Here is a 13,087-nt window from a genome sequence, read left to right as displayed (position 1 = left end):
CTCAGCCACCTCCGGAGATGCGCCGCAGTTCCGCCGCCGCGCCGGTGAACGCGTCGGGATGGACGGCGAGGCCGCCCCGGAACACGTGCGCGATGTCGAAGACCAGGTAGACGCCGGCGGCCAGCAGCCCCGCCATGAGCGCGAGCGGGACCAGCGTCAGCCCGCGCGGCCTGGCGCCGGCGAACAGGGGCAGCAGCATCACGACGACGCCGGTGAGCACGGTGACGGCCAGCAGCCCGACCGGCGGGGTGGTCTTGGCGTCCATGGCCCGCTGGTGGCGGGCGGCGGAGATCTCGGTGAGGTGGTCCAGGACGGAGCCCTGGGCGTTCTGGAGCTCGTCGGTGGGGGTCTTGACGGCCATCACCTCGCGGCGCAGGGCGTCGAGCTTCGTCCACCCCGCGGCGCTGAGCCGGTCGTGGTCGCGCATCAGCCGCCACTCGGGACCGCGGACGAGCTGCACGTAGTCCCGGAGCCCGGCCTGGATCTGCTGGGCGTCGGCGGCGGGCAGCCGGGACGCCGCCCAGTACGCCTCGACGACCGCCTGGCTCTCGGCGTAGGTGTTGGACCGGGCGGAGTCGGCCGAGGTCCACGGGACCACGATGGCGATGGCGAACGCGAGCAGGAACAGCGCCGACAGCATCGCCCCCGTGTGCGCGGTGGTGGGGCCGTCGGGGTCGGGGTCGTCGACGCCGTGCCGCCCCCGCCGCACCAGCCGGCTCGCGAGGATCACCACGATGACGGCGCACACGGCGGCCGCAATATAAATGATCATGCCCCTCCAGAACCGGACGTGCGCGGGCGGAGCCGGGTCCCCGCCCGCATGCCACTGTCGGTGATTGTAATTTCACGAAACGTGTCCGGTCTCTGGTTTCCCTTTGGTCCTCACCTGGAAGTGAGCCCGGTGTCCGGGCCGGGGAGCAAAGGCTGGCCCCGGATGGGCTTTCGCCCGGCGGGGGAGCGCGTCCGCGGGTGGGGAAGGACTGGAGGGGAAGGTGCGGCGTACACCCGTGGCCGCAGTATCCGCTGTTAGTTCTTGCGATTTGTGGTTCAGATGCCGGAAGATCTCCGGTAGAGAACTCGCATAGAAGGACGATTGTCGGTAACCGGCCTGAGAGGGGCGGCAGCGTGAGGGGAGACGGCAATGGCGCCGCAGGGAAAGCTGGACCTCGATCCGCAGGTGGTGGCCGCCGCCCGGCGGCTCGCCGCCCGGGCCGCGGAACCGATCATCCGGATGGCCCGCTCCCACACCACCGTCTCGGTTGAGCGGGCGCTGCTGCGGCTGGCCGGGCTGACCGGCGCCGACGACGAGGGCCTGCCCTGGGCCAACCACCTCGCCGACGCCGTCCGCGACCAGGTCGGCCTGGAGCACGGCCTCGCCCTCCCGGTGTGGGACGCGCTGCTCACCGGGCCGCACCGGACCCTCGGCGACCTCGCGCAGGCCGCCGCCCGCGGCCGCGTGTCGTTCCGGCTGCCCGCCGGCACCGACGCCGCGCACGCCCGCGAGGCCGCCACCGCCGCCGCCCGCGGCGGCATCGCCCGCATCGACCGCCGCCGCGCCGAGCGCGACGCGCTGCTGCGGCGCCTGCCGACGCCGGACGCCGCCGACCCGCCGCGCCCGCTCGTCTACCTCATCGTCGCGACCGGCGACATCTACGAGGACATCCCGCAGGCCCAGGCCGCCGCCCGCGAGGGCGCCGACGTGGTCGCGGTCATCCGCTCCACCGGGCAGTCGCTGCTGGACTTCGTCCCCGAGGGCGCCACCCGCGAGGGGTACGCCGGCACCTACGCCACCCAGGAGAACTTCCGGCTGATGCGCGCGGCGCTGGACGACGTGTCCCGCGAGCTCGGCCGCTACGTCCGGCTGACCAACTACGCCTCCGGGCTGTGCATGCCGGAGATCGCCACCCTCGCCGGGCTGGAGCGCCTGGACATGATGCTGAACGACTGCATGTACGGCATCATCTTCCGCGACATCAACCCCCGCCGCACCTTCATCGACCAGCGCTTCTCCCGGCAGATCCACGCCCGCGCCGGGATCGTCATCAACACCGGCGAGGACAACTACCTCACCACCGCCGACGCGGTCGACGCCGCGCACACCGTGATCGTCAGCCAGCTGCTCAACGAGCGGTTCGGGCACGAGGCGGGCCTCTCCGACGCCCAGCTCGGCCTCGGCCACGCCTTCGAGATCAACCCGGCGATCCCCGACTCGTTCCGGCTGGAGCTGGCGCACGCCCAGCTCGTCCGCGAGCTGTTCCCCGGCGCGCCGCTGAAGTACATGCCGCCCACCAAGCACATGACCGGCAACATCTTCGCTGGCTACCTGCTGGACGCCTTCTTCAACCTCGCCGGGGTGCTGACCGGGCAGTCGATCATCCTGATCGGGATGATGACCGAGGGCATCCACACCCCCTGGCTGTCGGACCGCGACCTCGCGCTGGAGAACGTCCGCTACGTCCGCGACGCCTGCGGCGCCCTCGCCGAGGACTTCATGCCCCGCCCCGACGGGATGATCGTCCAGCGGGCGAGGCAGGTGCTGTCGGAGTCGGTCGAGCTGCTGGAGCGCATCAGCGACGACGGGCTGCTCACCGCGATCGCCGAGGGGACCTTCGGCGTCACCCGCCGCCCGCCCGACGGCGGCAAGGGACTGGACGGCGTCGTCGAGCGCGCCGACGGCTACGTCAACCCCGCGATCGAGATCCTCGACACCGAGGACCCGCACGCTCACCACAGCACGGCCGACGCCCAGGAGGTGCCCGCATGACGGTCGAGACGCCCGGGACGCAGGCCCCGGCTCAGCCCGCCGACACCCGCCAGGTGATCCGCCCCTACGGCGACACCACCGGCGACGGCATGGTCCAGATGTCGTTCACCCTGCCGGTCCCGGCGGGCAAGCGCGCCGACGCCGCCGCCCTCCAGCTGGCCGGGAAGATGGGCCTGGACCCCGCCAGCGTCGTGCACGCCAAGCCGATGGGTCCCGACTTCACCTTCTTCATCGTCTACGGGCGGGTCGGGCACCTGATCGACTACGCCTCCATCCCCGTCCCCGAGGAGCGCGCGTACCCGCTGCTGTCCTCGCAGGAGGTCAACCTCGCCATCCGCGGCGCGCTGAACCGGCGGCTCGTCGTCGTCGGCGCGTGCATCGGCACCGACGCCCACACCGTCGGCATCGACGCGATCCTCAACGTCAAGGGGTTCGCGGGGGAGAAGGGCCTGGAGTACTACCGGGAGATCCAGGTGGTGAACATGGGCGCCCAGGTCACCGTCGAGGAGCTCGTCGAGCGCGCCAAGGCCGAGAACGCCGACGCCGTGCTGGTCTCCCAGGTCGTCACGCAGAAGAACGCGCACCTGCACAACACCAAGCAGATGGCCGCCGCGTTCCACGCCGAGTACCCCACCGCCGTCGCCGCCGGGATGGGGCGCCCGCTGCTGGTCGTCGGCGGGCCCCGGTTCGACACCGTCACCGAGGAGGACCTCGGCGTCGACCGGATCTTCGGCAAGGGCACTACGCCCGCCGAGGTCGCCAGCTACCTCGTCCACGCCCTGCTCCCGGGGCAGGCCGTGCGGGAGGCCCGGCAGGCGGACGACGACGAAGGAGAGGACGGACGATGAGCGACCCCCGCGAGGGCCTGACCGTCACCCACCGGCGCTACGTGCCCTACGCCCACGCCCACTACGCCGGCGACCTGGTCGACGGCGCCTACATGCTCGGCCTGTTCGGCGACGTCGCCACCGAGGTGTGCATCCGCACCGACGGCGACGAGGGCCTGTTCGCCTCCTACTCCGACGTGCAGTTCCGCGCGCCCGTCCGGGCCGGGGACGTGCTGGAGGCCACCGCCGTCGTCACCCGCGTGGGCACCCGCAGCCGCACGCTGGACTTCGAGGCCCGGGTGGTGTGCCGGGGCCGCCCGGACAAGGGCGAGTCGTCCGCCGAGGTGCTGGCCGAGCCGATCGTGGCCGTCACCGCCACCGGCACGGTGGTCGTCCCCGCGCCCGGCGGCTGATCCGCCGGGCCGTCCGGCCCCCGGCGCGGGACGCGCCACGGGGCCGGATCGGCGCGTCCGGGACCGAAATGGCGGTGACCTGCGATCATGGTGTTGAGCTGGGAGAACAGAGAGTCGCCGCAGAACATGCGGCGGTTGACAAGGGCCGCGAAGCCGGTAGTTTTGCTGCAGTCCAGCACGGGACTCACCGATCGGCCGCCCGGGTCGCCACCGGGCACCGCGCCGCGGCGGGACGAGAGCGGGCCACACCGGTGGCCGACGCCGCGCCCGCCCGAGCCAGTGCGGTGGTCCGGGCCGGTGTCCGGGCGGAGCCGCCCGATCGCGCGGGGGGTTGGACCCGGGAAGGGCCCGGACATCCAGTAGAAAACGGAGACCCGCTCTCACCGCCTGTGGGACGGCTCCGGCCCGACGGATGTCACGGGCCCTCTTCCGCGTCCGTGCGCCTCCCGGTCCCGCCGTTCCCTCCTCCGCCATCCTCTCGGCCGCGTCCTCTCGGCCGCCGTTCCCGCCGGATCCGGCCGCGCCTTCCGACGCCCGCGGCGCCCCGACCTCGGCCGCGAACGCATACGGTTGCCGCATCAGCGGTAACACCGTGATCGGGGCGTGGTCGCCCTGGCCGCCACGGGCCGGTAGCGTTCCGGCGGACGGATCGAGCGAACGAGGGGTGGACGTTGGCCCAGGAGACCCTCCCGGACCGGTCGCCGGTCGGCGGACCGGCGGGCGCCGGCGGCGGGCCCGGCCCGGCCGTGCGCCCCGGGCGCCTCGCCCGGCGCGGCCGCGCGCTGCGCCGCTTCCTGCGCACCGGCGGGCGCGCCGGCTGGCCCCGCACCCTCGTGGTCCTGATCGCCGGCGGCGCGCTGTGCCTGGCGTTCCCGCCGTTCGACCTCACCCCGCTCGGCCCCGTCGCCGTCGCCGCGCTCACCCTCGCGATGCGCGGCCAGGCGGCCCGCACCGGCGCCTGGCTCGGCTTCCTCGGCGGCGCCGCGTTCTTCCTGCCCACCCTGGACGGGCTGATCCCGGTCGGCCCCGACGCCTGGGCCGTGCTGAGCCTGGTGCAGGCGCTGTACTTCATCCCCATGGGCGCCGCCATCGCGCTGGTCACCCGGCTGCCCGGCTGGCCGGTGTGGACGGCGGCCCTGTGGGTCGCCCAGGAGGCGCTGCGCGGCCGTGAGCCGTTCGGCGGGTTCCCGTGGGCGCGGCTGGCCTTCAGCCAGACCGCCACGCCCCTGACCCCGTACGCCTCGATCGGCGGGGCGCCGCTGGTCACCTTCCTGACCGCCCTGGTCGGGGGCCTGCTCGCCTTCGCGGCCGTCGCCGCCTGGCGGCTGCGCCGGCCCCGCCCGGCCCCCGAGGCCGACGAGGCCGACGAGACGGGCGGTGAGGGCGCGGACGGCGCCGCGCGCGCCCCCGGCGGTCCCGGCAGGCGCCGCGCGGCCGTCTCCGCCGCCCTGGCCCTGGTGGTGGCGGGCGCGGTCACCGGTGCGGGCGCCTTCATCCCGACGCCCGCCGACGGCCCGCACGTCACCGTCGCCGTCATCCAGGGCAACGTGCCCCGCCTCGGCCTGGACTTCCTCGGCCAGCGCAAGGCCGTCCTGAACAACCACGTCACGGCCACCCACGAGCTGGCCGCCGAGATCCGCGCCGGCAAGGTCGCCAGGCCGCAGCTGGTCGTCTGGCCGGAGAACTCCAGCGACCTGGACCCCTACACCGAGCCCGACGCCTACCGGGCCATCGACGGGGCCGTGCGGGACGTCGGCGTGCCCGTCCTGGTCGGCGCCCTCACCGACACCCCCGACCGCAAGAAGGTCGAGAACCGCGGCATCGTCTGGGACCCGGTGACCGGCCCCGGCGACTACTACGTCAAGCGGCACCCCGTCCCGTTCGGCGAGTACCTGCCGTACCGGGACGTCCTCACCAAGATCATCAAGCGGTTCGAGCTGATCCCCCGGGACTTCGCGAAGGGCACCCGGTCCGGGGTCATGCGGCTCGGGCCCGTCGACATCGGCGACGTGATCTGCTTCGAGGTCGCCTACGACCGGGAGGTCCGCGACGTCTCCCGCGGCCGGATCCTGGTCGTCCAGACCAACAACGCCACCTACGGCCGCACCAGCCTGCCGCCCCAGCAGATCGCCATGTCGAGGCTGCGCGCGGTCGAACATGGCCGTACGATCTTGGTTGCCGCGACGAGCGGGATCAGCGCGATCGTCGCCCCGGACGGCCGGATGATCGACCGGTCCAGGGAGTTCGTGCCGGACATCCAGGTCGCGAGCGTCCCCGAGCGCACCGAGCGGACCCTGGCCGACCGGGTCGGCGAGTGGCCGGAATGGGTGCTGGTCGCGGTGGGTATCGGGGCGCTGTGCGCCGCGGCATGGACGACGGCCAGGAAGAACGAGGAGAATTGACACCGATGGAGATCCCAGCCGACCTCGGCAGGGTGCTCGTGATCATCCCGACCTACAACGAGCGGGAGAACATCGAGCGCATCACCGGCCGGGTGCGCAAGGCCGTGCCGTCGGTGGACGTGCTGGTCGTGGACGACGCGAGCCCGGACGGCACCGGCGAGGTCGCCGACGCCATGGCCGCCGCGGACGACCAGGTGAAGGTGCTCCACCGCACCGGCAAGGAGGGACTGGGCCCCGCCTACATCGCCGGGTTCCGGTGGGCCGCCGAGCACGGCTACGACGTCATGGTGGAGATGGACGCCGACGGCTCCCACCAGCCCGAGGAGCTTCCCCGGCTGCTGGCCGCCCTGGAGGACGCCGACCTGGTCATCGGCGCCCGCTGGGTGCCCGGCGGCAAGGTGGAGAACTGGCCCAAGCGGCGCGAGGCGCTGTCGCGCGGCGCCAACACCTACGCGCGGATGATGCTGCGGATCCCGCTGCACGACGCCACCGGCGGCTACCGCGCGTTCCGCGCCGCCACGCTCGACAAGATCGGCCTGGACGGGGTGGACTCGCGCGGCTACTGCTTCCAGATCGACCTCGCGCTGCGCGCGCTCCACAAGGGGCTGCGGGTCGTCGAGGTGCCGATCACCTTCGTCGAGCGGGAGCACGGCACCAGCAAGATGAGCCGGGACGTGATGATGGAGGCGGCGCTGCGCATCACCCAGTGGGGGGTGGCCGAGCGCTCGGGCAAGCGCGACCGGTCCGGCTGACGCGCCGCGGGCGCCTCCAGGGGAAACGTTCGGGGGCGTCCCGGCGTTGACACCGGTACAGGCAATCCGCAACCCGAAAATGGAGCCATGCTGCCGCTCGCACTGGTCCTGGCGTTCCTGCTGATACCGGTCGTGGAGATCGTCCTGCTCGTCCAGGTCGGCGAGGTGATCGGCCTGTGGCCGACGCTGGCGCTGCTGGCGGCCGAGACCGTGCTGGGCGGCTGGATCGTCCGCCGGGAGGGCCGCCGCGCCTGGCGCGTCCTGCAGGACGCGCTGCGGCGGGGCACCGTGCCCGAACGCGGGCTCGGCGACTCCGCGCTGGTGATGGCCGGCGGCGTCCTGCTGCTGATCCCCGGCCTGATCACCGACGTCCTCGGCCTGCTGATCGTGCTGCCGTTCACCCGGCCGCTGGTCCGCCGCGTCGCGTCCCGGTACGCCGCCCGGCGGGTGCGCCTCGCCGGCGACCGCGCGTCGATGACGTTCCCGCCCTCCGCCGGCGGGCCCGACGGTCCCGGGCTCGGGCCGTTCGGCCGTTTCGACCCGTTCGATCCGGGCGCGGACGCGCGCGACCCCGGCACCCCGCGCGGCCCGGTCGTCCGCGGCGAGGTCGTCGAGGAGGACGACCACCCGTCCCGGACCTGACCCGGCGGAGCCGGGCGGAGCCCGATCACGTCGATCGTTCACACTGCACTCGTTCACGGGGCATGTTCACGGGGCATGCGAAAGGGCCCGCACCTTCCGGTGCGGGCCCTTTCCGTCGAGCTCTCAGCGGGTCATGCCGATCGCCTGCGCCCCGCTCGCAGGATCTCCAGCCGCTCGGCGAGGACCTCCTCCAAGTCCTCCACGGTTCTGCGCTCCATGAGCATGTCCCAGTGGGTGCGCGGCGGCTTCCCCTTCTTGGCTTGGGGCAGCTCCCCGTCGACCCGCAGGGCCGTGGCGCCGCAGCTGCGGCATTCCCAGGTCATCGGCACCTCGGCCTCGGCTGCGAGCGTCACGGTGAACCGGTGGCCCTTCGTGCAGGTGTAGTCCACCTCTTGCCGAGGGGCCAGATCGGTGTTGCGATCGTTCTCGTAGCTCGTCGCTCCGAGTCGGGTGCCGCGAAGTGCGCGCTCGGCCATCGTCACGTGCCTCCCAGACGGCTTGCGGTCTTGTCCTCACCAACGCTGGACACCATCACAAGATTCCCGGATCATGCGCCGCCCAACCCTGCTCTTTGCGGCCGCACCGCGCCGCCCGCGCCGATCGTCCGGCGGCGCCCGCCGTCGCGTCGCGCGTCAGGACCCGACGCGGTCGGTCCCGTCGATGACCTGGTCGACGAATCCGTACTCGCGGGCCTGCTCGGCGGTGAACCAGCGGTCCCGGTCCCCGTCCGCCTCGATCCTCTCCAGCGGCTGGCCGGTGTGGAAGGCGGTCCGCTCGGCCAGGGTCCGCTTCAGGTACAGCGACTGCTCCGCCTGGATCCTGATGTCGGACGCGGTGCCGCCGATCCCGCCGTGCGGCTGGTGCATCATCACCCGGGCGTGCCGCAGCGCGTACCGCTTGCCGGCCGTCCCCGCGCACAGCAGCGTCTGCCCCATCGAGGCCGCGATGCCCATCGCCACCGTCGACACGTCGTTCGGGACGAACTGCATCATGTCGTAGATCGCCATCCCGGCGTCGACCACGCCGCCGGGGGAGTTGATGTAGATGGTGATGTCGCGCCGCGCGTCCTGCGCGGCGAGCAGCAGCAGCTGCGCGTTGATCCGGTTGGCGACCTGGTCGTCGATCTCCGTGCCGAGGAACACGATCCGCTGCGCGAGCAGCCGCTCGTGCAGCTGCGCGTCCGCGAGCCGCGGCGCCTCGGCCACCTTCGCCGACGTCCGCGGCGCGAACGTCTCCACCCGCCCGCCGGGACGGTCCTCCTGCGGTCGTTCGAACATGCACCCTCCCTCGATCTGTACAGAACGTACAGTCTGTACGTCCAGAGACGCTACAGGCGCGCGCCGAAGGGGACCAGGGGAGTTCGCTATACGATGAACAGCGTGGAAAAGCCGGTGACGGAGGCACGCAAGGAGTTCGCCGACCTGGTGAACCGGGTCGCCTACACGGGTGAGCGCGTGGCGCTGACCCGCCGTGGGAAGGTGATGGCCGCCCTCGTGTCGGCGGAGGACCTGGAGCTGCTGGAGAGCCTGCGCGCCGGGCGCGTGGACCTCACCCAGGCCGGCCCCGCCGCCTCCCAGCAGTCCGACCGCCCGCAGCCCGATCGCCCGCAGCACGCGCCGCTGCGGATCGCCGCGGAGTACCGTCCCGGCCGCCCGCCGGGCTTCGGCCGCTGATCCGGCCCGGCCGGCCCGGCCGAGCGGGCTCAGGGCGCCGGGTTCAGGGTGCCGGGGTGGGGCGCGGCCACAGGTCGCGGGACGCCATGACGTGGCGGAGGGCGACCAGGTCGTCGGTCATGATGCCGTCGATGCCGATGTCGAGGAGCCGGTTCATCGCGGCGGGGTCGTTGACCGTCCAGGCGTGCACCTTCAGGCCCAGCCGGTGCGCCTCGGCGATGAACGACTCAGTGACGAACGGGACGGGCCCGAGGCCGTAGGGGACCTGGGCGCAGGCGACGCCGGTCGCGGCCAGCCGGACGAGCTTGGCGGTCGGCCCGCCGTAGGACCTCGCGCGCAGCGCCATCAGCCCGCGCGGCCCGAGCGCCATGCACACATCCTGGGCGTTGAACAGCGGCAGGCGCGCCCGCATCTGCGCGAGCCGGCGGGTGGAGAACGAGGTGATGCAGACCCGGTCCCAGGCGCCGGTGCGGTGCAGGACCTCGGCGAGCGGGCCGATGACCGGCGCGTCCTTGAGGTCGATGTTGACGCGCGCGTCCGGCCAGGCGGTCAGGACGTCCTCGAGGCGGGGGATGGGCTCGGTGCCGCGGATGCGGGCCTTGGCGACCTCGGCGTAGGGCAGCCGCGCGATCGCGCCCGTCCGGTCGGTCACCCGGTCGAGGGTGCGGTCGTGGAAGGCGACGACGACGCCGTCGGCGGTGGCGTGGGCGTCGGTCTCCAGGTAGCGGTAGCCGAGGTCGATCGCGCGCTGGAAGGCGGCCATCGAGTTCTCGGGCCGGCCGCTAGCGCCGCCGCGGTGGGCGAACGGTATCGGGCCCGGGTGGTCGAGGAAGGCGTACGAGCGGGGCACCCGTCCGATTATGGCGGACACCTACACCCGACCTTACCTTACTATGTAAAGGCGCCGGGTCATGACCGTGGCTGCTAACGTCGCCTCCCCAGGCGATCAGCAAGAGGAGCAGCCCTATGGCCGACGTGAACGAGTACCGCGCGACGTTCGAGCTGGTGGACGTGGACGGCGACGGGTACATCTCCACGGCCGAGCTGAAGAACCTGATGTCCAGGCTCGGGCAGGGCATCACCGAGACGCGCGCCGTGGAGGTCGTCGTGGCGGCCGACGCCAACCACGACGGCAAGATCTCGCTGGAGGAGTTCGCGGCGCTGATGGAGCGGACCGCGTAACCACCGCGTTCGACGGCCCGGCCACACGCCGATGGGTGTGCGGCCGGGCCGTCGTCATGTGCGCACCGGGTTCGGTGCGTCAGTGGCCCGTCGGGGCGGCGCCGAGGGCGGCGGACCAGCCGCCCTCCAGGAGGTCGAAGGCCCGCTCGACGGCCTCGCGGGGGTCGGAGCGGTTCCGGGCCAGGGCCGAGGTCTCGAGCGCGAAGTGGGCGAGGGCGGCGCAGGCGGCGTCGTCCTCGGGGCGGCCGGCGTCCTCGGCGATGGCGCGGGCGAGCGCGGTCTCGTGGCGCATCCACATGCGGTGGCTGTAGTCGCGCAGGGCGGGGTGGCCGTTCACGAGCCTGGTGAAGTCCGCGGTGGCGCGGTCCGGGTCGATGAACTTGCGGCGCAGGATGTGCTCGCGCAGCGCGGCCGGCACCGAGGTGCCGGCGGGCCGGTCGCGGACGGCCGCGACGAGGGCGGCCTCGACGTCGGCGTCCAGGTCGAACACCAGCGCCTCTTTGCTGGGGAAGTGCTTGAACAGCGTGGTGGTGGAGACGTCGGCGGCCTCGGCGACGTCCTTGATGCCGACGTTGTCGTAGCCGTGCTCGAGGAACAGCCGCAGGGCGGCGTCGGCGAGCGCCTTGCGGGTGGCGGCCTTCTTGCGTTCCCGGCGGCCCATCGTCTCCGTCATGCGGCCATCCTAGCCCTTCGGTTGCCTCGATTGAAAAGTTGACTCGTTGCACTTTTGTATCGAGTGTGCTTTTGTGGGATGGCCGGGCCCGGCGGCGACGCCCTGATGCGGCCCGGCGCTCCCCGATTCCCGCGACGAATGAGGTGATCAGCCATGCCCGCGTCCGATCCGTCCCCGCCGGCGCGCGCCGTCCGGTGGGCCCTGCTGGGCGTGATGCTCGCGATGCTGCTGTCGATGCTGGACAACATGGTGGTCGGCACGGCGATGCCGACGATCGTCGGCGACCTCGGCGGCCTGGAGCACATCTCCTGGGTCGTCACCGCCTACACGCTGGCCACCGCCGCGTCCACGCCCGTCTGGGGCAAGTGCGGCGACCTGTTCGGCCGCAAGAACGTCTACCTGCTGTCGGTCGCGGTGTTCGTGGCCGGGTCGGCGCTGTCGGGCGCCGCGCGGTCGATGGCCGAGCTGATCGCGTTCCGCGCCGTGCAGGGGCTCGGCACGGGCGGCATCGGCGCCCTCGCGTTCGCGCTCATCGGATCGCTGGTGCCGCCCCGGGAGCGGGGTCGCTACCAGGGAATGACCGCGTCGGTGATGGCCGTCGGCACGATCGGCGGGCCGCTGGTCGGCGGGTTCATCACCGCCCACGCCGGCTGGCGCTGGGCGTTCTACGTCAACCTGCCCCTCGGCGCGATCGCGCTGATGTGGTGCTGGTTCCTGCTGCGGCTGCCGGCGGCCCGCGCCAGGGCCCGGGCCGACTGGGCGGGCATCACGCTGATGACGGCGGTGATCTCCGCGCTGGTGCTGGCGACGACGTGGGCGGGGAGCACCTACCCGTGGACGTCGTGGCAGGTCCTGGCGCTGTTCGCGGCGGCCGCGGCCGGCGTCGCGGCCTTCGCGGCGGTGGAGCGGCGGGCCGCCGAGCCGCTGCTGCCCCCGCGGATCTTCACCGGGCACCGCAACTTCCCGCTGATGTCGGTGCTGATGCTGGTGTCGGGGACGACGATCTTCGGGTGCTCGCTGTACCTGCCGCTGTTCCAGCAGACCGTCCAGGGCGCGTCGGCGTCGGACTCCGGGCTGCTGCTCCTGCCGATGATGGCGCCCGTGGTCCTGGTCTCGCAGATCGGCGGCCGGGTGATGTCGGCGACGGGCCGGTACAAGGTCTTCCCGGTGCTCGGCACGGCGTGCATGACGGCGGGCCTGCTGCTGATGTCGACCATGGACGCCGCGACGTCCCGCACGCTGACCGGCTGCTACATGGCGCTGGTCGGGGTGGGGATGGGCTTCCTGACGCAGATGGTCACCACGATCGCGCAGAACAGCGTCGAGATGCGCGACATGGGGGCGGCGTCGGCGGCGATCACGCTGTTCCGGACGATCGGCGGGTCGGTCGGGGTGGCGGTGTTCGGGTCGCTGTTCAACCGGGCCCTGGACGGCAGGCTCCCCGCGGACGGGGCGGGCGCGGCGGCCGTGCCGGGGGCCGCCCGGGACGCCTACCTGCATTGGTTCGTTACCGGTACGCACCAGATCCTCCTGGTGGGGGCGGTCGTGTGCGCGGTCTCGCTGGTCGCGGCGCTGCTGGTGAAGGAGGTCCCGCTGCGCGGCAAGGCCGGGCCTCCGGCAGGGAAGCCGGGGGCCGTCGCCTCCGAGGGCGGTGCCGGCGCGGGGCGGCCGGACTCGGGCACAGGCGGTCCGCAGGCGGCGCCGACGCCCACCGCGTAGCCGGTGGTGGTCAGGCGGCGCGAGTCCCGTCCCCGGTGGT

Annotated in this window: 14 protein-coding genes; 9 read left to right on the top strand and 5 right to left on the bottom strand. The window is 73.1% G+C overall.

From position 1 onward, the window contains the following. Position 1 precedes the first annotated feature (1 nt). Positions 2–772, bottom strand: a complete 771-nt coding sequence (locus ABT299_RS19675; protein WP_500251617.1) for a bestrophin-like domain — start codon at positions 770–772, stop codon at positions 2–4. 369 nt (positions 773–1,141) lie between these two features. Here ABT299_RS19675 and kamD point away from each other — a divergent pair, with 369 nt between their 5' ends. The 6 genes from kamD to ABT299_RS19645 all read left to right on the top strand — a co-directional run bounded on the left by kamD (position 1,142) and on the right by ABT299_RS19645 (position 7,800). Then, a complete protein-coding gene (gene kamD, locus ABT299_RS19670; protein WP_500251616.1) occupies positions 1,142–2,764 on the top strand; it encodes a lysine 5,6-aminomutase subunit alpha in 1,623 nt (540 codons plus the stop codon). Then, positions 2,761–3,612: a lysine 5,6-aminomutase subunit beta gene (gene kamE / locus ABT299_RS19665; protein ID WP_387018600.1), complete on the top strand. Its 852-nt coding sequence runs from the start codon at positions 2,761–2,763 to the stop codon at positions 3,610–3,612. Before kamD ends, kamE begins: the two co-directional genes overlap by 4 nt. Next, positions 3,609–4,004 carry a 3-aminobutyryl-CoA ammonia lyase gene (kal, locus tag ABT299_RS19660; protein WP_387018603.1) on the top strand — a complete coding sequence of 132 codons (396 nt, stop codon included), beginning with the start codon at positions 3,609–3,611 and terminating at the stop codon, positions 4,002–4,004. The genes kamE and kal overlap by 4 nt, the downstream gene beginning before the upstream one ends. 671 nt (positions 4,005–4,675) lie before the next feature. Then, positions 4,676–6,406, top strand: a complete 1,731-nt coding sequence (lnt, locus tag ABT299_RS19655) for an apolipoprotein N-acyltransferase (protein WP_500251615.1) — start codon at positions 4,676–4,678, stop codon at positions 6,404–6,406. Between the two features lie 5 nt (positions 6,407–6,411). Continuing rightward, complete coding sequence (locus ABT299_RS19650; RefSeq protein ID WP_190867585.1) at positions 6,412–7,158, top strand: polyprenol monophosphomannose synthase; 747 nt, start codon at positions 6,412–6,414, stop codon at positions 7,156–7,158. A gap of 87 nt (positions 7,159–7,245) precedes the next feature. Then, positions 7,246–7,800: an FxsA family protein gene (locus ABT299_RS19645; RefSeq protein ID WP_500251614.1), complete on the top strand. Its 555-nt coding sequence runs from the start codon at positions 7,246–7,248 to the stop codon at positions 7,798–7,800. Between the two features lie 131 nt (positions 7,801–7,931). Here the strand turns inward: ABT299_RS19645 and ABT299_RS19640 are convergent, their stop codons facing one another. Together ABT299_RS19640 and ABT299_RS19635 are read right to left on the bottom strand one after the other, a co-directional pair. After that, positions 7,932–8,276, bottom strand: coding sequence for an RNA polymerase-binding protein RbpA (locus ABT299_RS19640; RefSeq protein WP_067472838.1), 345 nt, complete (start codon positions 8,274–8,276; stop codon positions 7,932–7,934). A 156-nt stretch (positions 8,277–8,432) separates the two neighbouring features. Beyond that, complete coding sequence (locus ABT299_RS19635; protein ID WP_387018611.1) at positions 8,433–9,077, bottom strand: ClpP family protease; 645 nt, start codon at positions 9,075–9,077, stop codon at positions 8,433–8,435. A gap of 93 nt (positions 9,078–9,170) precedes the next feature. On the opposite strand from ABT299_RS19635, the gene ABT299_RS19630 reads away from it, so the two are divergent. Then, on the top strand, positions 9,171–9,473 hold the full coding sequence (locus tag ABT299_RS19630; RefSeq protein WP_433154846.1) for a type II toxin-antitoxin system Phd/YefM family antitoxin: 303 nt from the start codon (positions 9,171–9,173) through the stop codon (positions 9,471–9,473). Between the two features lie 43 nt (positions 9,474–9,516). Here ABT299_RS19630 and ABT299_RS19625 read toward each other — a convergent pair whose 3' ends face one another. Continuing rightward, complete coding sequence (locus ABT299_RS19625) at positions 9,517–10,323, bottom strand: glycerophosphodiester phosphodiesterase family protein (protein ID WP_433252002.1); 807 nt, start codon at positions 10,321–10,323, stop codon at positions 9,517–9,519. 116 nt (positions 10,324–10,439) lie between these two features. Between ABT299_RS19625 and ABT299_RS19620 the strand changes: the two genes are divergently transcribed. Next, positions 10,440–10,655, top strand: coding sequence for an EF-hand domain-containing protein (locus tag ABT299_RS19620; protein ID WP_190867595.1), 216 nt, complete (start codon positions 10,440–10,442; stop codon positions 10,653–10,655). Between the two features lie 79 nt (positions 10,656–10,734). Here ABT299_RS19620 and ABT299_RS19615 read toward each other — a convergent pair whose 3' ends face one another. After that, on the bottom strand, positions 10,735–11,328 hold the full coding sequence (locus ABT299_RS19615; protein WP_190867597.1) for a TetR/AcrR family transcriptional regulator: 594 nt from the start codon (positions 11,326–11,328) through the stop codon (positions 10,735–10,737). A gap of 153 nt (positions 11,329–11,481) precedes the next feature. Between ABT299_RS19615 and ABT299_RS19610 the strand changes: the two genes are divergently transcribed. Further along, positions 11,482–13,047, top strand: coding sequence for an MDR family MFS transporter (locus ABT299_RS19610; protein ID WP_500251613.1), 1,566 nt, complete (start codon positions 11,482–11,484; stop codon positions 13,045–13,047). Positions 13,048–13,087 lie beyond the last annotated feature (40 nt).

Origin of the sequence: Spirillospora sp. NPDC000708, assembly GCF_040299565.1 — a bacterium.
Classification (GTDB): Bacteria; Actinomycetota; Actinomycetes; order Streptosporangiales; family Streptosporangiaceae; genus Spirillospora.
This window is presented reverse-complemented; position numbering and strand designations above follow the sequence as displayed.